Here is a 21,716-nt window from a genome sequence, read left to right on the forward strand (position 1 = left end):
CGAGCCCCGCAGCCACCGCGACGGCAAGATTCGCCGCCTCGGCAGGATCGCCGATCGTGCTCCGCGCCAAGCCATGGCGCAGCGCATTTTGGCTTGACCTCGCCTTTCCACCCGCCGTTGTCGGCCCGGTGCTGCGCTTGGCGTTGGCGCGATTGGCTTCGATTTGTCGAATTGACGTCATCTCCGAGGCCCTCGGCGGATGCTGATCGTGGCGGCCGGAAGTTCGCTCCAACGTGTTGAAAGATCAATGGTTTCTCGTCCAAAAAGAGGCCCAACCGCTGTAGAAAAGACTGGCATTCCCGCGCAAAAGGAGCGTTAATCATTGGACCGGCCGACGGGCCCTTGGCCCCGGTCTCTCCCCTCGCAGTGGCGGGGCTTTTGGTGGTGCGGCGGCAAGCCGCGTAAACCCAGGAGAGACCGGTGACCACGATTTCAGCTGACGGCGCCGCGGCGCCCCGTTCCGTCATCACATTCAACCGCCCCGACCGGCGCGCCTTCATCGGCGGCTCGGACGCCCGCATCATCATGGGCCGGGACCAGGACGAACTGCTGCGCCTGTGGCAGGAAAAACGCGGCGAGATCGCGCCGCAAGATTTGTCGCACAACCTGATCGTTCAGCTCGGCATCGCCACCGAAGACCTTAACCGCAGCTGGTACCAGAGCGCCACCGGTCACGCGATCACCGACATTCAGAAGCGGGTGCGGCACCCCGTCCATGCCTGGATGGCCGCCACCCTGGACGGCATGGTCGCGCCGACCGGCGCGGTGTTCGAGGCCAAGTTCATGCTGCCCTGGGCTTTTAGCGAAGAGGCGGCGGCCGACAAGCACATGGCGCAGCTGCAGCACAACATGTGGGTGGTCGCGGCGCGCGCGGCCGTGCTCTCGATCATCACCGGCGGCGGCAAATGGGTGGAGATCACCGTGCATGCCGATCCGCTCTACCAACACCTGCTGCTGACCGCGGAGAAAAAGTTCTGGCGCTGCGTGCAGAGCGGCGAGCCGCCGCTGCTGTTCGGGATCGAGACCCCGCGGCCGCGGCTCGCCGCCGTCAAGGTGGTCGACATGACCGCCTCCAATCTGTGGGCCGCATGCGCGGCGACCTATTTGCGCACCCGCGCCGCCCATGGCGAGCACGAGCTGGCCAAGACCGAGCTCAAGAAGCTGCTGCCTGAGGATGCCAAGGAAGCGATCGGGCACGGCATTCGCGCCAAGCGCTCCAAGGCTGGCGCCGTCAGCTTTGATCCGGTGGAGATGGAGGCCGTCCATGCACCAGGCCAGTGACCATATCGGGGCGATCGCGGCGGCGCTGGCTCGCGCGCAAGCCGAACTGACCAATCCGGAAAAGACCCTGACCGCTCAGATCCGCTCCCCGTTCCTGCGCGATGACGACCGCACCTTTCGCTACGCCTCGCTGGCGAGCGGCCTCGACATCGTGCGCAAGACGCTGAGCCAGCAGGAGATCGCCACCATCCAGACCACCCGGGTCGAACAGGGCACCGGCCACATCCACCTCACCACCCTGCTCGCCCATTCCTCCGGCGAGTGGATCTCCTCGGACTGGCCGGTCTGCGCCGCACGGGACATCGAGGCGCCGCACCGGATGGGCGCGGCACTGACCTACGCCCGACGCTATGCCCTGTTCGCGCTGGTCGGGATTGCCGGCGAGGATGATCTGGACGCCCCGGATACGGCCGCCGGTTCCCCCGCACCACCCAACCTCAAGGCCTCGCCCGGCAAGGGCGCTCTCAACCGTACCCCGGTGCTGCGGCCGGGCGAGTCCGCCGCACTCCGGGAGCAGCTGTTGCGCCAGCTCGAAGCGCTGCCCGCCAGCACCGATCTGCTCAGCTGGGCCATGGCGAGCCTCCCGCTCAAGAACAGCCTGCAGGAGCCGGATGCCCGGCACGTCGAGGCAGCTTATCAGGCCAAGCTTGAGGACGCTGGCCGTGCTCAGGCGGAGCAGACGGCCGACTTGAATGGCACGCCAAGCCTGCCAGCAGCGCCTGCTGCTGACGCCGAGGCCGCGCTGCAGCCAGCGCTACCCGAGGCCGGGCTCGCCTATCCCAAGGAGCCGTCCCGCAAACGCAGCAAGGCGCACCTGTTGTTTGTTAGGGAGCAGCCCTGTCTGGTGTGCCAGCAAACCCCGTGCGATGCCCATCATCTGAAATTCGCTCAAGCCCGGGCGCTCGGCCGCAAGGTCAGCGATGAGTTCACTGTCCCCCTGTGCCGCGAGCATCACCAGGAGCTGCATCAGCATGGCAATGAACGGGCGTGGTGGGCGAACCTGCAGATCGCGCCGCTGCCGGTGGCGCAGGAGCTGTGGGCGGCGAGCCCCGTCCACGATCCCGCCAACCTCGCCCTGAGCGCCGCGTCGCTTGCGGTAAACCTGGATTCGGAGGTCGCCGGATGAACGGTCTGTTCCAAACCGGGCGCGAGCTCACCGTCACGACGCTGCCGGTCGAGTCTGCGTCCTTGGCGCCCCCGCCCCTGCTGCTGCCGGGCGAACAGCTCGAACACTACCAGGCGCTCCAGCAGGCGATCTTTGCCGACCTCGCGCCGCAATCCGCCATCGAGTGGCTGCTCGCCATTGACGTCGCCGAGCTGTCCTGGGACATCCAGCGCTACCGCATGTTGCGGCATAAATTGCTCGAGACCTATCGCCAAAAGGCGGTTGAGGCGGCGCTGCGGCGCATCGACATGGTCGGAATTGATCCCGAGTTCGAACCGGAGGCCGAGACCTACACGCTACAAAATGCACTGAGCTGGCGGTGCGACCCCGTCGCTGCGTCCGAGATCGACGCGCGCCTCGCGACCTATGGCTTCGACCAACACGCCATCAGCACCGAAGTCTACGTGCAGGCGCGCGAGGTGCTGGTCTTGTTCGAGGGGCTGCTCAATGCCGCACAAACCAAGCGCATGCTGCTGCTTCGCGAGATCAGGAATCAGCGCTTCGGAGGTGGACCGCTACGCCGACCGCGTGTCTGAGGGAGACCGAGCTAGATCGCCAGCGCGACTGAGACCCGTGCAGAAGCCGGCAGCCCCAGCAAGCTTCGCATTGCGCATCTCCATCAAGCAGGCCGGCTGCGTTGCTTGGCCGGCTGATCGCGGTGGAGAGTCAAGGCAATTCGCAAGCGCAGCAATCCAACCGACCCGTTCACGTGATTCGTCCTTGAACAGCGACAGACCAAGTAGTTCTATGTCTTCGCAACTCGAGTTCTGATGAGGTGAAGAATGGGCAACGAGCTCATCGTTCACAAGGCTCATCTGCCAAGATCGCTCCTCTGCGTTCGCGCAGCCCAATATGTCCGCATGTCAACCGACCGGCAACAATACTCGATTCAAAATCAGGCCGCCGTGATCGCAGCGTACGCCCATGCCCGTAACTTTACGCTGGTTCGCACCTACAAGGACGAGGGTGAGAGCGGACTGCTCATCAAGAACAGGACCGGCCTGCTTCAATTGCTTGAGGATGTCGAGAGCAACCAGGCCGATTTCGGCCATCTCTTGGTCTACGACGTCAGCCGATGGGGCCGATTCCAGGACGTTGACGAAAGCGCGCACTATGAATTCGTTTGCAGACGCGCTGGCATCAAGGTTGCCTATTGCGCTGAGCAATTTGAAAACGATGGGAGCATGCTTGCGAGCATCGTCAAGAACATCAAGCGAGTGATGGCGGCCGAGTACAGCCGCGAGCTTTCAGCGAAGGTCTACGCCGGTCAATGTCGCTTTGCGCGGCTCGGCTACAAGCCCTGCGGCCGTGCCGGCTACGCGCTGGTACGGGAGCTCGTCGATGAAAAGATGCAAACAAGAGGCGTGATGAAGAAAGGAGACCGGAAGTACATCCTGACGGATCACATTCGCATAAGACCAGGTGCCCCGAAGGAAATCGCCGTCGTGAAGTGGATATTTCAAAGATTCTTCGAGGTGCGGTCTGAAACTGTGATTGCTTGGGAGCTCAATCAGAAAGGACTTGTCTCCAGCACAGGCGCGCCATGGACCCGCGCCGCGGTGGGCATTGTTCTTCGAAACGAGAGCTATATCGGAAACCTCATCTTCAACCGAAAGTCCCAAAAGCTACGGCAGGCCGCCGTGAGGAATCCTCCTGAGCAATGGATCCGAAGCGAGGGCTGCATCGAACCCATCATCGATCGCGAGGTCTTCTTCAACGTCAGGAAAATCATCGAGGGGCGACGCGTTGATTTGTCCGAGGAGGAGATGCTCGTTCGCTTACGCAAGACCCTTCTCAGAGAGGGGCGCCTGACTCCAGCCATTATCGATCGAACTCCGGGACTTCCCTGCTCTGCGACCTGTCAAACGCACTTCGGCAACTTTCGAAATCTATATCGGTTGCTCGGCTATATCCCGAAGCGGAATTACGAATTCCTCGACTCGCGTCCTGTTTGGTCCGAGCTGAGGGCAAAACTTGTCGAACAGGCCGCCACCGCGATTGAGGCGGCAGGCGGACGCATCAGTTCCGGCGGCTGGAGCGATTGCCTGCGCGTGAACGGGACAGCCTGTTTATCGGTCAGGGCTGCCCGCTGGACACCCGGCCAAAAGCCAGGCCATGCACCGCACTGGAGCATCGAGCGCGAGGCGTCTCTTCCTGACGGCTGGATTGCCGCCATCCGACTGTCCGAGCACAACAAGGCTGTACTCGACTACGTACTGTTGCCGACCGACGGCAAAGTGAAACGCACGATCCGCTTTTCCGAAACAGCGCGGACGCGACGAGGAATTATGCGGTTCAAAACGACCACCGGCCTTGTTCAAGCGATCACCCGCCGGCTTATAAGGACAGGCCCCACCCAAGCCACGCCAGCGCCCCGAAACGAGAAGCCGAAAGCGGCGCGGTCCAAACCCGGACGGATCCATAGGCGGCGCTGACACCAGCGACCTCTTGAGATCTTGTGCGAGCCCTCTGGTTGAGCTTTGATGCCCGCTTTAGGACCAAGTGTCATGGGCGCCAAAGCGATAGTCGCAAAAATCCTGAGAGACGAACTGGCCTCGATCGGGATCCGATCGCTGACAGTTCAAGAGTCCGAGAGGATCGCCGCTCAAATCTTCGAGCGGATCACGGATCTTGAATTGGAGCTTGCCGCACGTGACTTCGCCTCTGCGGGCCGCGATCGTGACTAGCTTTCGCGCGTTTCGACGCGTGCCATTTCCACGTAGCAAGCATGCAAGGTGACGGAGCGCTTCGTTCCATCCAGCAGAACTTGAACTAAAGCGTGATGGCATTCGGTTTGATAGCCTGAATTTTTGAGGTAGTTGGCGCATTCTTTGGGGGTGAAGGCATCGAGTGCTTGGCCGATCCCGGCAGACCGCATCGAGGGTTCGCGCGGCCGCCTTGCGGAGCAGGTGCTTGAGCTTGGCAAAGCAGCTCGATCGGGTTCAGATCGGGGCCAGGATTTGGGCAGGAAGAAGAGTTTGGCGCCGACTGAACGGAGCGGCCTGCAAGGTGCCGATCGCTTTTCGATCCGGATGCTCTGCGATACACTCTGCAACCGAGGCGGACAGCCCGGTCGGATACTCCTGCCCCGCGCTTGTGAGGATCGTCCCAATGAAAGCAGACCAGGGCGGTGGCAGACGGCTCGCCAAAAGAATCCAGCAGACTGCGCCCGAAGTAAAGCCGTCGCGCAACAGCGCAGCGACAAAATCCGTGGCGCCGGCGCTGCTTGCCTCCGCAGATATGTCTCAATCACTCATCTATCGCATCCGGCGAACCCAGCTAATGGTCTTCAAAGACGTCAGCCGGCGGCTTGCCGCCTTTCAGATCGGCCCGTCGCAATTCTTCGTCCTATCGTTGATCGAAGCCAATCCAGGCGCCAATCAGCTCGCCATCGCGCAATCGCTATCGATCGAGCGCGCTGGACTCGGGAGGCTGGTCGACCAGCTGGAGCGGCGCGGGCTAGTACAGCGCTCTACCTCAGCGGCCAATCGGCGCTACTATGTGCTCTATTTGACCGAAGCCGGCGCCGAACTGTTAGGTCGCTTGCGACCGGCGATTGCCGAAAGCGAGGAGGAGCTAGCCGTAAGGATCGGGCCGAATTGCTTCCGCGAGCTTCAACGGACGCTGGGCCGACTGGGAGATCCCTGAAGGAAGTGGGCACCTAAACTTTCCACATCATCTGTCAGGGTGTCCACGCAGATTTAGGGAAACCAAGACGCGCTCGCTTGCGCCGAATCCAGCACGCCTTCGGGAACAGCGAGCTAGGATCTAACTGCCTGAAAATGAGAGATCGCAGCCTGACCTTAGCGATTGGACGTCTGACCCGCCAACTCCATCGCCAAGTCTAGAGCCGCAATTCCAATTTGATCCATAGGGTGGGACATACAACGCCGGTCCATCCAAGCCACTATGGCGGTGAAATCACCACCGCCGATGATGTCCTTCTCAGCACTGACATTTAGCCCGCTAACGAAGCCCACAACCCAGGATTCGAACGCTGCCTTGACGACCGGGTTCTTCCTTCTATTCATCCAGCTGGTGCAGGATTGCGAGCCGGCGCCGACGATTGTTGAACCGGCGTGTAGGCATGTCGTTGGGAGAATTATTAGCAACGCAATGGCAAGCGCTCGTTTCATCTTTTCCTCGACGCGAAAACGGCTGCTTCCAGAAGGCTATATCTGGCAATTGACGATGTCAGCTCAGCAAATAAGAGCAGCCAGCTGGGCGACAGGTTGCGGTCCGCCTTCACACTGACCATCCGCGGTGCTAGGGGTCTACTGGCGACCTGAACCGGTCGCAATCTCAGCTACTCCCGCCGGCTCACAGGTCGGCGGGCTTTTCTATTAACCTGGGGTGCTGGGAATGCGGCAGTTTAGGCTGATCCTAACTCGGCTTCAGACCCATTGTGCGGCGACATCATTTTAGCTAAAGCGGTTCTGTTTTAGTCTCAGTTGCGTTCAAGAGTCATGATTACGTACAAGCAGTATCACATCCAGCGATTTGAGCACGGCCATAGGGGCTGGGTTGCCCGCATTACGCGGGCGGATGGCCAGAACATCCGCACCATCCTGCCGGCATCTGAGCACCCCTACCTCGACACGAAGCCCACCGCTTCCGCAGAGGAAGCTGAGAAGCTCGCCAAAGAAGGCATCGACTTCGGCGGGGTGGTTTGACGGGCCCCTCGAGAGCACGTCTGCATCTTGCAGGCGAGAGTTCGCCGCAGCGCTTGGAGAAAATCGCTCGCCTGGTCGTGAGTCGCACCGCCGTTTGATTGAGAGAGCGCGGCATAAATCATGCAGCGCCGACGGCCAATTATTTCCCAGCCTGTCACCTGCGGCTCATAGCGAGATACCCTGCTTCCCCAGCCACGCCAGCGCGGCGGAGCAAACGGCTGAAAGCAAAGCGGTCCAAAACCAGGACCGTCCACGGGCGGCACTGATCGAACGCAGATACAAGAAAGCTCCAAGAAGCTTCCCGTAGTTCCTTCGGAATTCTCCGTTAAGCTTAGCTAGTTCCGGCAGATCGGACAAAGCCTTGCATTCGTCGGCCATTGGCTGGGCTCCATTTACGGCTAGACCAGCACCTCATAAACTACTGTTTTGCCCGACGGCGCAAGCGAAATTTCGGTTTTTTCGATTCGAGCCGTTTGGCGACCGCTGACCCTCGTAGGCCGGTTCTCTAGCGATATGCCGACGTAAGTCACTGGTGCGCCTACCTCAGACTGGAATCCGGCCAGCGAGGAACTTCATCCACGGGCCGGGATCGGCGAAAATTCTCCCGCACCATCGCGTAGACCACAAAAAGGCCGATGGTGATGGCGACGGCCAGCAGTGGGAAAATGTAGTTCATACAGCCTCCAAGACTTTGAAATATTAGCAGAGGAACGCGAACCGTCCAATCGGACGATGTTTCCCGGCTTGAGCGGGTACTTTGCGGTTCCAGTCTCTATGGCCTCGATCTGTTGTGATCCTCATACGTTGTACCGCTTCACGCGTTTGAGCCGCTGCCGCGAAAGCGCAACCTTCTTCATCCGCTCACAAAAATCTCAATTGCTAGGTTCAGCGCCCTCAACCACGGTTAGGATCAGACCTAGCCTCAGAGCTCGCAGCCGATCCTGTCGATTCCTGGCTTGAGCCAGATCTTGAAGTCCATATCCGCGCCGTTGAGCTCTTCGGGAAGAACTGCATCGAACCCATCGAAACCCAAACCAGCGGCTTCGTCCCAACGAGATAATCCATGCCGATAAGCGTTGCGGCTTGCTATTGCTTTCCCAGCGCTTGTTTGCGGGCCGGTACTCTTCGCTGCGTTTGCGCGATTGGCTTCAATCTGTCGCTTAGACGCCAACTCTCCCGTTTGATGTTGCTAGCTCGCAATCGGCCGAGCTTCTGATCGCAAATCGACAGCATCAATCCTCCGTTCCCGCGCCTCGATGATGCGACAGTTGTTGCTGCGAAGGACCATGGGACCGAGCCGATAAAAGCGGAGCGATAAAGGTTGGAGGTTAGACCCATTGAATGGATAGGCTGCGATGCGGGCTGCCTGCGCCGCAGCGCTTGTCCCGATCATGAAGCTATCATCGATATCCACTGGGTAGCGCCCGAGGAGAGCTCTAATCATGCCCGGCTGCGGCTTGCGACAGTTGCAGAGGATACGGTATCGCTCAATCAGCCCATCGGGGTGGTGCGGGGCAGAACTCGAACGCATCGATATGCGCACCAACGATAGCAAGCTCAAAGGATCGGAGTCGCGCACATGAGGCCAACCGTTACGTTTCGTTGCCTGTTCTGCGCAGAGAGCGACCACGAAGCCAATATCTCGCTTTGCGGGCGTTCATCGCGTCAAGCGAAATAGGGCAACTGACCAACTTCTGCCTAGCACCAGCCGATTGCCGAGTTCAATCATTGGCCGTTCTATGTATCGGAATGCCTGGAACGAGAGCCAACAACAGACGCCGAGAAAGGCAAACCGGATCGGCTCTGCACTCCAAGCTGGCGGTACGCCGATCTTGGCAATCACCGTTACGAAAACATAGATCATCACCCAATGAAGAAGGTACATTGAATACGATGCGTCGCCCACCCTCACTAGCAGGCGCAGCGGCCATCGGTCCCATCGCCACTTTGCATTTGCAAGCGCGCTAACGGCGAGTAACCCGCCAAGTGACCCGGAAAAAGGTACAAGTAGAACAACCGCACAATAGTAGCCGAACAGGCCACAAGGAATCAGAACAAGCGGCGGGATGTAACGCAGCGGCTTTCTAAGAAGGTATGCTAGCACACCAGCGAGAAAGTCAGAATGCAGGGTGCGAACTAGGTGAAAGGTGAAAATTTCGGGCGGCGCGGCGTAGGCCCAAACGATTAGACATGCAAGAACCGCAGCCAAGCCCCAAATCCGAAGAAATGGGACCACGAGCGCAGCAAGCAGATAAAACATAATCTCGAACTCAAGTGACCATGCTACAGGAATGATCATGAACGAGTCTGATCCTTCGTGTGGCAAAAGTGTCATCGAGTAAAGGATGGGAATAAGTTCAATCTGCCTCGGCAAGGACACTCCCAACAACTTCACAAGGATCGCGGCCAGCACGACACACCAATAGACTGGGTAGAGCCGGAAAAATCTTCTTGCCAGAAACTCTCGAACGGAAAAGTTATCTTTGTCGCAAACAAGGCTGATTACATAACCGGATATAGCAAAGAAGAAATTCACACCGAGATATCCGTGCTCTTTCAATCCAGGGATTGGAAAAAAATTGGCAAGGGGCCACGTACTAAAGATCGCGAAGGAGTGATAGTAGGCGACGACCAGCGCCGCGAGTGCCCTAGCTACCTGCAGCCCGTCTAATCTGCCAGCATTGACCATTAAGGAAGACTGCATAGGTGCGGCGCGCGTCAGGGATCGAACCGAATGGGCAGGGCTTGAAGTAAAATGACGCCTGCTAAATCAAAATTACGGACAAGGTCGTCAAACCCACTTCAAGCGCTCAGGCTCCTTACCTTTGGAGTCACGCCATCTTTTAAGTGATGGCCGGATCGAACAAAGATTGATTGGCAAAAAGCACAAAAAACAACAAAAAGTTTGTAGGAAAGTCCAACAAGCCATTGTCGCCTAAAAAGGTGGCTATGAATGCGACCAGACACAGGTGATAACAAAACAGCATTCGATACGAATCATCCCTACCGGCGCATTTTGTCAGCCCGAGAAGTCCTCGAATGGCGGGGACGGCTAGCACACCAGCAAACAAAACAACACCGATTAGCCCATATCTGAAATAGATGTAAGCAAACTGGCTTTGGCTTGACGGCGCCATGTGATCAGGAAGACCAACAAGCCGTTGCTTCAGCCCTCGATTGTCTCCGCTTTGCCGAGAGGACGCGTTCTGGGCAAAGCTCTCGCCCAAATCACCAATTTCCTTCATCCGGTTCACAATGGAATCCGAGGTGAAGTGAAACGACTTTCCATCGAGAGTTTGACCGTTTACTGCAAGAGCGGCCAGGTTCCTCAAATCCCACGCTAGGGCTGATTCATTATGTGACGCGTCGGGGAGCGGGCTTTTGCAGTTAAGGCCAACTAGGCCTATGACTATAGCGGAAGTCAGGGTGATGGCCGAAAATCTGAGACACAGCCTGCCCATCGTCCAAGCGGCAACGATTGTCGCGTAAGTAAGCAAGCCGAAATACACGACAAGTTGAGACAGTGCCGCGGTATAGAAAATGCTCAGCGCTAGCAGGATTAGGCCGACCGCAGCAAAGAACGCCTCCTTACGGGGTGAAATTAACAGAAACCCGCACAGAACGGCGGCCCCCAAATTGAGAAACAAACCAAATCGATTGGGATTTGAAAAAAGCCCAACGAAAGGATTGAACCCATTGTATGGGTCATCTCTCCAAAATGAATACTCGGGATAGGACGCAAAAAGCGCGGCAGAGAAGATGGCTTGGATGAAGGCAACGGCAACAAAAACGACGGAAACATACTTCACCAGGCTGCGTTTTGCTTCTGCACAAAGCATACCCAGCAGCGGCACCATCGCGGCGTATAGAATAGCGTTCTTCAACGTAAGCAGTATGGTGTTGTAATTGCCATACGCAAACACCTCAACGACTTTAACAGCGACCAGCCAAGCGCAGAATGTCAGCAGAACTAGGTTGTAAGGCTGCCTCAGATGGTCGACTATGCGAGCCCGAGTAGTGTTGATGGAAAGCAGAAACAGCAGTACAATCGTCCACACCAAATCTTTGATGAGCTTGATGGACGTAGGTGCAATCGAATCGCCGTCTCGATAATCGTAAAGGTAAAAGATCCCGTAGAAGCACAGCGCAAATATCGTGAACCCCACGAGGACTGCGAACAGTGCTCGTCGGCTGCGCGAAGGATCAGAGCCAGTCACGGCGTCAAACGTGCTCATTTCGTCACCTTTTGCTCGCATCCAACAGTGGCTTGTAGGTAAGGACAAGAAGACTTGGCGTACTACGATCTTTTTTTTGGCGGCTGCGACATAGGGGTCACAGTAGCTTTCTCGTGTGAATGACGAAGTGATTGGGCATTCGGTACAAATCGACGACCTGAGAAGCCATCGATAACTCCCGACCTTGACTAAGGACGTCCCATTTGGCGGCCTCTTCCGCTCTGGCATACCATCACTTGCGCTTCTCGAGAGCGTCGTCAACCTCGATGCCAAGATAACGGACCGTACTCTCGATCCTGGTATGTCTAAGAGAAGCTGCACGGCTCGTAGGTTGCCGGTTTGCCGATAGATCGAGGTCGCCTAGAGTCAATCGCGGACGAGCGGCAAGTTCTAAGGGTACCGACCGAAGAACTTATTCTGAGTCGGCCCGGATTGGACGTATCATCGGCCCACCTGATCGCTCCGAGTTCCAAAAGCGTTCGCACCTCAATAGCGGCGGTAGTAATAATTCTCTGGCCGGTTCTGGAATTGAAGTGGAACCGCCCCGTTTGGGTAACAGCGACCATCACGAATGTCGAGGTCGGCGCCGTGACCACAGGGGACCGGTCGTCTGCGCATCCCGTGGGAGCGGTACGGAGTTTCATCATAGTACTCTGGCCCGTCGTATCGCGGGCGATAATATCGATGCCGTGCCTCCTGCTCTTGGGGAGGCAGGTAACCGTTCGGATAACAAAAGCCGTCTCGAGCGCTCAAGTCCCAGCCATGCCCGCAAGGGGGCGGATGTCTCGGCACCCGATACTGTACCTCGAGGGCGCGATCGGGGCTTTCGGCCAGCGGCGCTGGAGCTCCATAGAGAGCAAGGATTGTCGCAATCGTGGTCAGCAGCATCTTGTTTCTCCTGGGCACTGCAGCATCGCCGGATGGTGCTGAATGCAGCATGAACGCCGAAACAACGGGCAACTTGTCGCGGCGGGCGTGACGACGCCGCTAATCTGGCCGGTCCTGCCTCAGATATCCGAAGAAGTCCGACTGCCGAATTACCGCAATGATAGAATGCAACTTACGGTCCTGAACATGGGTTGATGATGTCACAGCCTCGAGCGCGTCGATGATCATGTCCGCAAGCTCCGCCCTCGCGCTCCCGCTTCGTGGTTCGCGAACGTCCAGGAGAGGTGCGATGTTGTCGACAAGCCAAGCCAAGACATCGGGATCTCTCATCCCGCGGCCACGCGCGAGCCGGTCCGCTACGGCTCTCGCCTCCTCGACGAGCAACTGCGCGCGCACCGCTTCAGCCAGTTCGACAGACCCGATACAGCGGGATGCCGCTTGCGGAAAGGACGAAACGTCGGGCCGCAGTCGCACCATGTCCAGAAAGCCGGCAAGTTCGACGCCCAGCGGTCCGAACTTGCTGTTCGATTCGAAGGTCGCTTGCTGAACACCGTCGAGGATGATCAAGCCGGGCTCAATGGTGAAGTCGAGCTCCGCATAACCGCCATCGCGAAACTCGAGCCGCATCCGGCGGCGGCGTTCGGGAGCTCTGCGTCCAAACCGCAGGGTTGCGCGAGCGCCACCCATGCCGATCTCCACTTCGACTGCGCCTCGCCCCAGCGGTGTTACCTTGTCCACTTGCAGCTTGCCGCAATCATTTACGAGATGCAGCATCGACCACAGATGCGGCATGATCTCATCAACCTTGTGCGTGGTCAGGTTAGTTGACTTGACGATGCCGTGCCGAATCTCCTGCTCGGAATCCTGCCATTCCAGTTCGACGGCGGCCAAGGAGCGCCCGGTCGAGAGAGCAAGGAAATGATGCAGGAACGGCGCCGTAAGTAGATGGAGCCCGACGAGAAGCGGAACGTCGCGGATGGCTGCCAGGCCGACCAAACCTCTTGCCGTCCCTACGCTTAGCGCAAGCGGCTTCTCGACCAGCGTCGGCACGGAAGCACGAAGCAGGGTGCCGACGGTCTCCGCATGTTCGCTGGCGCGTGTCGCAACGATCGCGGCATCAGGGCTTAGGGCCAACGCTGTCTCCAGGCTTTCGACTAGCGTGAATCGATCGCGTGCTCCTGGTAGGTTGCCGAGAAATGCATCTACGGCCTCCCTCTCGTGGCGTGAGACCCACAGCACGCGCCCAACGCGGTCGGAAAGCTGTGCAAGGATGGAGCCATGCGTCCGCCCCCACCTTCCTCCTCCGACCAAGGCCACCGTGAGTCCGCTCATGTCACTCCTCTGACGCCGTCCGGAGCGAGCCGTTCGCCCTTTGGTCAGACCGCGCCGCGGTATTCGCGGATCTGTCCGATCGTGAATTCCTGCATCGAGAATGCCGGCCGCGCCAAATCCGCCTTATACCAATCGGCAGTCAGTTTCAGCGCCTCGTCGAATCCGAGCCGAGGTCGCCAGCCGAGCGTCGTACGCGCCTTTGACGAATCGAGCTTCAGGAACGTCGCCTCGTGCAACTCGTCGCCGCCCGCATGCAGCCACCGAGCCCCGTCACCCCAGATCGCCGCCAGCGTATCCACAAGGTGCACCACCGGCTGCTCGCTTTCCGGTCCGGGGCCGAAGTTCCAGCCCTGCGCGACGGCCGCGCCCTGGTCCGAGAGGGCCTCCGCCAGGAGCAGATAGCCCGAGAGCGGTTCAAGCACGTGCTGCCACGGACGAATGGCCCGCGGGCGACGCACTTCGAGAGAACGTCCCGCCGCAAAGGCACGAACCGCGTCCGGGACCAGACGGTCCTTGGCCCAATCGCCGCCCCCGATGACGTTGCCGGCGCGGCCCGAGGCTGCGGGTGGCTCGGCGAAGCTGCGATTGTATGAAGTCAGCAGCAACTCGGCACAACCCTTGCTGGTGCTATAGGGGTCGTGCCCCCCCATCGCCTCGTCTTCGCGATAACCCCATACCCATTCCCGGTTCTCGTAGCACTTGTCGCTGGTGACGACGACGAGCGAACGGACGCCGTCGCCCGATCGTTGCGCCTTTGTCTTGAGATTGTGCTGGCGCACCGCCTCTAGCACATTCAACGTCCCCATCACGTTGGTTGCAACGGTGCCGACCGGATCAACATAGGATTCCCGCAGGACCGATTGTGCCGCCAGGTGAAACACGACGTCGGGCCTGCTCCTTGCCAGCAGATGGGAGAACGCTTCGATGTCCCTGACATCGCCCCTTGTATCGTCTACGACAGCCCCGACCTCGGCTCGCTCGAACAAGGACGGCGAGGTCGGGGGCGCCAGAGCGAAGCCGAAAACGCGCGCACTCATGGTGGACAGCCACAGGCTTAGCCAGGAGCCCTTGAAACCGGTGTGACCGGTCACGAGGACACGCCGGTCCCGCCAGAAGTCCGGGTTTACCTCCACACGCGCCACGGCGGATTGTCCCCCTTCCAAAGCCCTTCGAGCAGGTTGCGCTCTCGCAATGTGTCCATGGATTGCCAGAACCCTTCGTGGCGAAATACGCGAAGCTCTCCGGTCGCGGCCAGGCGCTCGAGCGGCTGGCGCTCCCAGATCGTGGAATCACCGGCGATCAGCTCCGCGATGCGGGGGCTGAGCACGAAGAAGCCGCCATTGATCCATCCGCCGTCGCCGAGCGGCTTCTCGGTAAAGCCCTTCACGACGGTGTCCTCCAATTGGAGGCTACCAAACCTTCCCGGCGGACGAATGCCGGTGACCGTCGCAAGCTTGCCGTGCGAGCGATGAAATGCGACCAATCTTGCGATGTCGATATCGGCGACGCCGTCGCCGTAAGTCAGGCAGAATGCCTCGTCATCGCGGACATAAGGCAGCGCCCGCTTGATACGACCGCCCGTCTCGGTTTCCGCCCCGGTGTCGACCAGCGTCACGCGCCATGGCTCCGATCGGCTGGCGTGAAAGTCGATCTGATTGTTCTTGAGATCGATCGTGACGTCGGAGGTGTGCAGCAGATAATGCGAAAAATACTCCTTGATGAGGTATCCCTTGTATCCAAGGCAGACCACGAAGTCGTTGATGCCGAACGACGAGTAGATCTTCATGATGTGCCAGAGAATGGGATGCCCGCCGATCTCCACCATCGGCTTCGGTCGCACGGAGGTCTCCTCGCTGAGGCGACTGCCGAGTCCTCCGGCCAGGATCATCGCTTTCATGACACCATTCCTAGCCCCGCGCAGACCGGCTTGATCTCCGGCGCACCGCTCAATCCGGGAGTATGCGGACCTCGGGCAGCGGCATGACCAATTTCGACTTCAGTCCCCTGGCCCGCAATTGTTCGGCGATCGGCTGACCGTAATGCCAAGCCAGCAGTACCACATAGTCCGGCTGCTCTCGGATCAGGCGCTCGTTGTCGACGATCGGGATCTGCTTTCCGGGCAGGTGCAGGCCGAGCTTGAGAGACGTGGGCTGCTCGCAGATGTAAGGCATCAGCATCCGATCGATACCCACGTAGTTCAGCAGCGTGCTGCAGCGGCCAGGACAAGAATTGCCAACGAAGCTGAGCCCCTTCCTTTTGCAGTCGAGCGCAACCTCGAGCAGATCGGTCTTGACCTTCTCGGCGCGCGCGCGAAAGGCCTCGTAGCATTCCGGACGCGATAGGCCGAAATCATCCTCGGCCTTCAAAAGCTCGGCGATGGCAGGCTTGACCGGGCGCCCGCGCCCTTTCGCCACGTAGACGCGGATGTTGCCGCCATAGCGACTGACGCGACGTGCATCGACACAGGTGAAATCGAAAAATTCGAACAGCTTCACGATCGACTTCAGCGAATAGGTGCGCAGATGCTCGTGGTAGATCGTGTCGAACTGGCCGCCTTCGATGACGTCGAGCAGATAGTGGTTTTCGAGAATGAAGACGCCATCGGGCGCAAGCAGCCGTTCCAGGCCGCGAATGAAGCCACCGAGCTGCGCCACATGCGCGAAGACATTGGTCGCTGTCGCCGCCTTGGCCTGGCCGTGCGTCTCCACGACCTTGCGCGCGGTTTCCTCGTCGAAGAAAGCCTGTAGCGTGTCGACGCCCTGCTCCCGCGCGATGCGTGCGATGTTGGTCGGCTCGATGCCGAGAACTCGCATGCCGCGCCGCTTGAAACCGGACAGCAACGTCCCGTCGTTGGATCCAATGTCGACGACGAGTTGGTCCGGCTTGAGCCCGAGGTCTGCAACCGCATCCTGAACGAATGCATCCTGATAGACCGCGAGCTCCTTGGTGATGCCCGAGCGATACGGGTATTCAGGATGGAATACGACTTCCGGCGGAACGACGTAGTCGATCTGCGACAGCGAGCAATCCCGGCACCAGACTTGACGCAGCGGATAGCTGGTCTCGGGGCCATCGAGCTGTGCCTTCGAGGGAAGGGAATCGCACAGAGGCTGGTGACCGAGGTCGATCACGAGCTCGAGCCGTTCTGAGCCGCAAACCTGACAGCGCGTCAGTTTTCCGGTCGGGATATCATGATGTGAAGCGTTGGGCATTCGGAACCTTAATCGCGACAACGGATTACTGCAAATTTCCGGAATACGGCACCCGCAAGCGGTGGCACGACGTTGAGCGCGCCGGGCGACCCTTACTGGAACGTCCCTCATTAATCAAGCATATGTCCTTCGCAACATTGCATAATTTGCCGTGGGAAAAATCCGGATGGCTTTGCGCGGTGCGCGGCATCTGGTACTAGCATTTCCTGCTGACATCGCCGCTCGGACGAAGCTCCTTCAGCACGAACGGGACAAAACAAGTAATGCGCAGGACGTCTGTCGAAAGCGACCGCAAGCTCATTTCGATCCTGATTCCCGTCTTCAACGAGGAAGGGAATATCCGCAGGGCGTATGAAGCCGTTCGCGATGTCTTCGAGCAGATGAAGGATCGCTACACGTTCGAGATCATCTTCACCGACAACCACAGCACCGACGCATCGATCGCGATCATCTCCGAACTGGCTGCGACGGACCCGCGCGTCCGTGCAGTGCGCTTTGCCAGGAACTTCGGCTTCCAGAGATCCGTGCTGACGGCCTACCGTCTGGCTTCCGGAGACGCCGCCATCCAGATCGACTGTGACCTCCAGGATCCGCCGTCGGTATTCCCTCAATTCCTGGAACTGTGGGAGCAGGGTCACGACGTCGTCGTGGGCATCAGGCGCTTTCGGCAAGAGAGCAAGCTGCTGCAATGGGCGCGGCGATTCTACTACCGGCTGCTCAAACGCTTGTCCGACGACAATCTGATGCTCGACAGCGGCGATTTCAGGCTGATCGACCGGTCCGTGTTGGATCAGCTCCATCTGATCAACGACGTCGCGCCCTATACGCGCGGCCTGACCTCGCTGCTCGCCACCAAGCAGGTCGGCGTCGCCTATGACCGACAAGCCCGGCAGGCGGGCGTCAGCAAATTCCCGCTCGGGAAACTGATTGCGCTGGCGGTCGACGGATTGATCACCCATTCGATCTTCCCGCTTCGCCTTGCAGCCTTTGTCGGACTGGGAATCTCGTTGCTGACCTGTCTCGCGAGCTTCTTCTACATCTTCTCCCGGCTGCTCTTCGGCATCAACTGGCCGGCGGGATTTGCTACGACGACCGTGCTGCTGCTGTTCGGCATCAGCCTGAACGCCATCTTTCTCGGCATCATCGGCGAATATGTCGGGCGCATCTACAATCAGGTACGGTCGCGGCCGACGACGGTGATCGAGCATAGCGTCAACGTGCCGGACTTGTCCCTGGGCCGTCTGGCGCAGCATACAGGGTCTTGCGCCTACACCAGCGACGCGGCTGACGTACTTCCTCGCCGGATCGAGACAAGGCAACAACGATGACAGAGTTCGACCAATACCGCGAGGGCTACAGCCAACAGATTGACAATGCGGTCGCTTTCAGCGGTCAGCCTCAGGATTTCTTCACACGGGCGAAGGCACGCTACCTGCTTGACGCGTTCGCCACCTTCCGCTCTCAGCGCAAGATGGCGCCATCGCAGCCACTCGACGTGCTGGACATCGGCTGCGGACAAGGTCTCATCCATCCCCATCTGCGGCCCGCGCAGTCCGGCATCAACCTCACGGGAATCGACGTCGCCGGTACGGTGATCGAGGAGGCGCGGGCCGCCAACCCGGACGTTCATTATGACGTTTATGAAGGTGTGCAGCTTCCCTACCCGGATCGCAGCTTCGACGCGGCATACGCGATCGCCGTGATGCATCATGTGCCGCCGAACGACTGGAAAGCATTTCTTGTGGAGGCGGCCCGTGTCGTCCGACCGGGCGGGCTTGTCATCGTTATCGAGCACAATCCGCTCAATCCTTTGACGCAGAAGATCGTCAGGAGTTGTCCGTTCGACCAGAACGCGGTGCTGCTCCGTTCGGGCCGCCTCGCCAAGTTGTTTCGAGCCGCAGGCTTGGTCAACGCGAAGCGGCAATTCATCATCTTCACCCCGTTCGATACCCCCTTCTTCCACGAGCTGGAGGCGAGCCTCGGCTGGCTCCCTCTTGGCGCGCAGTACTGCATGACAGCGCGTGTGCCGCACTGAATCGCGGCGAACAACGAGGATTTCAATGTATTTGCATTTTTGGCTGGCAGCGCAAAAGCTGATTGGCGGAACATATGGGAAGCAACGGCTTGCCCTGTCCCACTATCCCGGCGGCAGCGTCTTGGAGATCGGCTGTTCCGTCGGGAATGTGTCGGAAGCCTTTGCAGGTCGCACCAACGATTTTCTCGGCCAGGATATCGATGAGAGAGCGCTGCAAATCGCCAATAAGCGCCTCGATACCCTGAAGTTCACGTCCGAGCCGTTGGAAGCGCTCAATCGCAAGTTCGATTACGTAATGATCGCGGGAGTCCTGCATCACGTCGATCGAGCAACATCGCTGGAGCTTGTCCGCCAGGCCAAGCGGCTGGCCGGGCCAAACGCGACAATAATGTCCTACGATCCGCTTCCGGTTCATCCAAACGCATCGATTCCGCGGAAGATCATTGGCGGCATGGAGGCGGGCCGTTTCTTGCGCCCGCTGAACGAACTCGTCTCTCTATATGAAGAGAGCGGGATTCCCGTTTCGAATTCCTACGTGTATCCGTTGCCAGCCTGGAAGACGACCATTCCCGAGATCTTTGATTTGGGCGTGGTCGTTGCGAAGCAGCCCTAGAGTTCATTCGGTCCGGCATTCGATCTTGCGGCCGGCGGTCGGGGTCATCAGAACAACCACCCAACGAAGCCCCAACTCCGCAGCTCGGGCGCAGAGCTGCAGGTCCGTCGACACCTCGGAAATGGCGTCAGGCCTGTAAGCCGCAAAGCTGTAGAATGGATCTCGTGCGCATTTTAGGCCTGCAGGATTGAGTCCCTTGAGCATCGGCACACCGAGAATAGCAGGAACAAACAACGGATTGCCCCGGCAGTCGAGATATGTGGACCAGAAGGCCTGATTGTCCGGAGGTACAAAGACAGCGGTGCGCAGATTGTCCATCACCCCTAGTGACACCAGCGTTTGCCTTGCCTGCGCTCCAGGCGTGCGCTTCAGATCTTCGGCCAGCTTTCGTCGAACCGGGTCGCCCGGAGCAAGAAGCGCAACAACTCGTCGCCAAGGCGGAAGTGCTGCAACGCCCGGATCGCCAATCAGCACCCCGACTCGGGCCCGTAGCTCTTCGAATTGAGCTGCAAATTTTCGAAGGCTGCTCCTCTTTTCGTCAGTCGCCAGCGCCACCAGAAGAATGGCGAAAAGAACAACAGCAGGTCCCGCAAAGCCAGGGCGGCGACCTCCGACACTCGGGACAAAATGGGCGCTTACAAACACGATGCACGCCCAGGTGCCGACATTCACGAAATAATAGGCGGCACCACCCGCGAGATCGAGCAGAAGAGCCGGAGCCAGTCCGCCAATCGCAACGATTGCAAACACCTCAGCCAATTTCTTTTGCTGACCCGAACCGGACCGCCAAATTGGCCACGCCACGCACAGAAGCATCAGGTTCGCCACTATGTTCGGCAAGGCGCCTTGCGGATACTCGCGGACAAAGCTCAGCGGGCGCAGAGCATGCAGATAGGTTCCGGAATCCGGAGAGGTGAAAGCGGCGCAGGTTCCGACCAGCAGAAGGATAGGAATCGCAAGCCCGAGCAGATTCAGCAAAGTGAGACCCAGCTGTCGCCACAGCAGAAAGCCTGTGGCGGCCCAATAAATAGCCCCCACGGAGATCTTGGACAGCAACATCAGGACGCCGATCACGACGAGGGCAGCGACCTCCAAGCTCGGGCGCAAGCGAAAATGGTCCGAAGCGATTTCCGCCAACAACGGCAGGCCAAGCAGGAACAATATCAACGCAAGGAAATAGGATTCGGAAACGAGATACGATGTCCAACCCCACAGATCGACGGTGAGGAGAAACAGGAGGGGCACCAAAGTGATCAGTGCACTATCTATCGGTCCTGCGCTGGATTGCCGAAGCAGATTGGTTGACGAGACCAGGCAGAACAACAACAGTGGAATGGCGACGACTTGCGCGGCGATGTAGTACGCTTCAAGCGTGCTGACACGGAGCCATAGACCCAGACCGCCCAACCATATGTGAGACAGGAAATGGTACTTGATGTGTGCAAGCCCATCGAGGCCCGTGCTCAGCACGCCATACTTGACCAGCATGTTGGCGATGGACGCATGAAATAGCGTGTCGAGGTGCTGCAGGCCCGTTAACGTCTGTTCCGGCGTGAGGACGGTCGCATAACCTCGCGAGTTCACGACGAAGAAGTAGCCAATCCCCGCGCCGCAGCCACACACGATGGCCAGCATCAACGTACGCCGAGCCATGCTCCGCGCCAGCGCTACTGCACGCAAAGCCCCTGCAGCTATTGCCGCGAGCAAGATCGGGTAGACGAGGATATCGGCAATAGTGCGGTTCACCAACGCCAGGCACGGCATGAACATCACCGCGATGATCGCGAGAACCATGCTGCCGAGGCTTGCGCGCTGTTGCAGTCCGCTCCTGCGGGCCAACACCACGACGCACGAGACGAGCGCTGCCAGCAGCAGGAACGCCTTCACGATCACGAACCAGTGCGGGCTCCCCAAAGGGCTTCGTACGATCGCGCATAATGCGCCTGACGTTGCCGACATCGCGCACGCGAAACTCGCGGCGAAGCAAACGGCGTTGGCATCGGGCGAGGCTCGCCCCGCTCCCGGAGATCGACCCGATTTATCCGGCAGGGATTGGAGAGAATGCACGCAGGCAACGTCCTTCTACAACCCGATATCGGAGGATGCCCCAACCATTCGCGGCACGACACGGGACTGTCGCAATAGCCAATTCCAGGCATTCCGACCAGTGCGCAGCCGCGCCCGGCCAAAGATCTGACGGGCCTGCGTCGGCTTGAGGCCGCGCCGCATGGCTCAGCGCGTCAGGCCCAGGCTCCTCTCGCGCACGCGGCACGGCCGCCCCC

18 protein-coding genes and 2 pseudogenes are annotated in these 21,716 nt (G+C 59.3%); 10 read left to right on the forward strand and 10 right to left on the reverse strand.

What is annotated here, in order from left to right; genetic code table 11:
• The first annotated feature begins 420 nt into the window (after window positions 1–420).
• The 5 genes from MOV75_RS04035 (at window position 421) to MOV75_RS04055 (ending at window position 5,133) form a co-directional block, all read left to right on the forward strand.
• Window positions 421–1,281 (forward strand): YqaJ viral recombinase family protein, encoded by an 861-nt coding sequence (locus MOV75_RS04035; RefSeq protein WP_247004896.1) that lies wholly within the window; start codon window positions 421–423, stop codon window positions 1,279–1,281.
• Entirely contained in the window at window positions 1,265–2,407 is a 1,143-nt protein-coding gene (locus MOV75_RS04040) for an ERF family protein (RefSeq protein WP_247004903.1), read from the forward strand. Before MOV75_RS04035 ends, MOV75_RS04040 begins: the two co-directional genes overlap by 17 nt.
• Window positions 2,404–2,982 (forward strand): hypothetical protein, encoded by a 579-nt coding sequence (locus MOV75_RS04045; RefSeq protein ID WP_247004905.1) that lies wholly within the window; start codon window positions 2,404–2,406, stop codon window positions 2,980–2,982. Before MOV75_RS04040 ends, MOV75_RS04045 begins: the two co-directional genes overlap by 4 nt.
• A 246-nt stretch (window positions 2,983–3,228) precedes the next feature.
• Window positions 3,229–4,881, forward strand: a complete 1,653-nt coding sequence (locus MOV75_RS04050) for a recombinase family protein (protein ID WP_247004906.1) — start codon at window positions 3,229–3,231, stop codon at window positions 4,879–4,881.
• Window positions 4,882–4,953: 72 nt separating this feature from the next.
• A complete protein-coding gene (locus MOV75_RS04055) occupies window positions 4,954–5,133 on the forward strand; it encodes a hypothetical protein (protein ID WP_247004909.1) in 180 nt (59 codons plus the stop codon).
• Window positions 5,134–5,243: 110 nt separating this feature from the next.
• Here the strand turns inward: MOV75_RS04055 and MOV75_RS04060 are convergent.
• A pseudogene (locus MOV75_RS04060) lies at window positions 5,244–5,444 on the reverse strand (transposase); the annotation flags it as partial.
• Between the two features lie 212 nt (window positions 5,445–5,656).
• Between MOV75_RS04060 and MOV75_RS04065 the strand changes: the two are divergent.
• Window positions 5,657–6,094, forward strand: coding sequence for a MarR family winged helix-turn-helix transcriptional regulator (locus tag MOV75_RS04065; RefSeq protein WP_247004911.1), 438 nt, complete (start codon window positions 5,657–5,659; stop codon window positions 6,092–6,094).
• 818 nt (window positions 6,095–6,912) lie between these two features.
• Entirely contained in the window at window positions 6,913–7,119 is a 207-nt protein-coding gene (locus MOV75_RS04070) for a hypothetical protein (protein WP_247004913.1), read from the forward strand.
• A 538-nt stretch (window positions 7,120–7,657) separates the two neighbouring features.
• Here the strand turns inward: MOV75_RS04070 and MOV75_RS04075 are convergent.
• From MOV75_RS04075 to MOV75_RS04110, 8 genes and pseudogenes are all read right to left on the reverse strand, one after another.
• Window positions 7,658–7,795 carry a hypothetical protein gene (locus MOV75_RS04075; protein ID WP_247004915.1) on the reverse strand — a complete coding sequence of 46 codons (138 nt, stop codon included), beginning with the start codon at window positions 7,793–7,795 and terminating at the stop codon, window positions 7,658–7,660.
• A gap of 981 nt (window positions 7,796–8,776) precedes the next feature.
• A complete protein-coding gene (locus MOV75_RS04080) occupies window positions 8,777–9,808 on the reverse strand; it encodes an acyltransferase (protein WP_247004917.1) in 1,032 nt (343 codons plus the stop codon).
• 154 nt (window positions 9,809–9,962) lie between these two features.
• Window positions 9,963–11,354 (reverse strand): hypothetical protein, encoded by a 1,392-nt coding sequence (locus tag MOV75_RS04085; RefSeq protein ID WP_247004919.1) that lies wholly within the window; start codon window positions 11,352–11,354, stop codon window positions 9,963–9,965.
• A gap of 232 nt (window positions 11,355–11,586) precedes the next feature.
• Window positions 11,587–11,705 (reverse strand): annotated as a pseudogene (locus MOV75_RS04090) (integrase); the annotation flags it as partial.
• A 636-nt stretch (window positions 11,706–12,341) separates the two neighbouring features.
• Window positions 12,342–13,574, reverse strand: coding sequence for a Gfo/Idh/MocA family oxidoreductase (locus tag MOV75_RS04095; RefSeq protein WP_247004921.1), 1,233 nt, complete (start codon window positions 13,572–13,574; stop codon window positions 12,342–12,344).
• 44 nt (window positions 13,575–13,618) lie between these two features.
• Window positions 13,619–14,716 (reverse strand): CDP-glucose 4,6-dehydratase, encoded by a 1,098-nt coding sequence (gene rfbG, locus MOV75_RS04100; protein ID WP_309486924.1) that lies wholly within the window; start codon window positions 14,714–14,716, stop codon window positions 13,619–13,621.
• Window positions 14,698–15,471, reverse strand: coding sequence for a glucose-1-phosphate cytidylyltransferase (rfbF, locus tag MOV75_RS04105; RefSeq protein ID WP_247004935.1), 774 nt, complete (start codon window positions 15,469–15,471; stop codon window positions 14,698–14,700). The genes rfbG and rfbF overlap by 19 nt, the downstream gene beginning before the upstream one ends.
• 49 nt (window positions 15,472–15,520) lie before the next feature.
• Entirely contained in the window at window positions 15,521–16,786 is a 1,266-nt protein-coding gene (locus MOV75_RS04110) for a class I SAM-dependent methyltransferase (RefSeq protein WP_247004937.1), read from the reverse strand.
• Window positions 16,787–17,049: 263 nt separating this feature from the next.
• Between MOV75_RS04110 and MOV75_RS04115 the strand changes: the two genes are divergently transcribed.
• Genes MOV75_RS04115 through MOV75_RS04125 form a run of 3 tightly spaced genes read left to right on the forward strand, consistent with a single transcriptional unit; the run spans window position 17,050 to window position 19,434 of the window.
• The gene (locus tag MOV75_RS04115) at window positions 17,050–18,114 is read left to right on the forward strand and encodes a glycosyltransferase family 2 protein (protein ID WP_247004938.1); all 1,065 of its coding nucleotides are present in this window, start codon (window positions 17,050–17,052) and stop codon (window positions 18,112–18,114) included.
• The gene (locus MOV75_RS04120; protein ID WP_247004940.1) at window positions 18,111–18,821 is read left to right on the forward strand and encodes a class I SAM-dependent methyltransferase; all 711 of its coding nucleotides are present in this window, start codon (window positions 18,111–18,113) and stop codon (window positions 18,819–18,821) included. The genes MOV75_RS04115 and MOV75_RS04120 overlap by 4 nt, the downstream gene beginning before the upstream one ends.
• Before the next feature lie 25 nt (window positions 18,822–18,846).
• A complete protein-coding gene (locus MOV75_RS04125) occupies window positions 18,847–19,434 on the forward strand; it encodes a bifunctional 2-polyprenyl-6-hydroxyphenol methylase/3-demethylubiquinol 3-O-methyltransferase UbiG (RefSeq protein ID WP_247004942.1) in 588 nt (195 codons plus the stop codon).
• 3 nt (window positions 19,435–19,437) lie between these two features.
• Here the strand turns inward: MOV75_RS04125 and MOV75_RS04130 are convergent, their stop codons facing one another.
• Window positions 19,438–21,327 carry a hypothetical protein gene (locus tag MOV75_RS04130; protein ID WP_247004944.1) on the reverse strand — a complete coding sequence of 630 codons (1,890 nt, stop codon included), beginning with the start codon at window positions 21,325–21,327 and terminating at the stop codon, window positions 19,438–19,440.
• Window positions 21,328–21,716 lie beyond the last annotated feature (389 nt).

Source organism: Bradyrhizobium sp. PRIMUS42, from assembly GCF_023006515.1.
Taxonomy (GTDB): Bacteria; Pseudomonadota; Alphaproteobacteria; order Rhizobiales; family Xanthobacteraceae; genus Bradyrhizobium.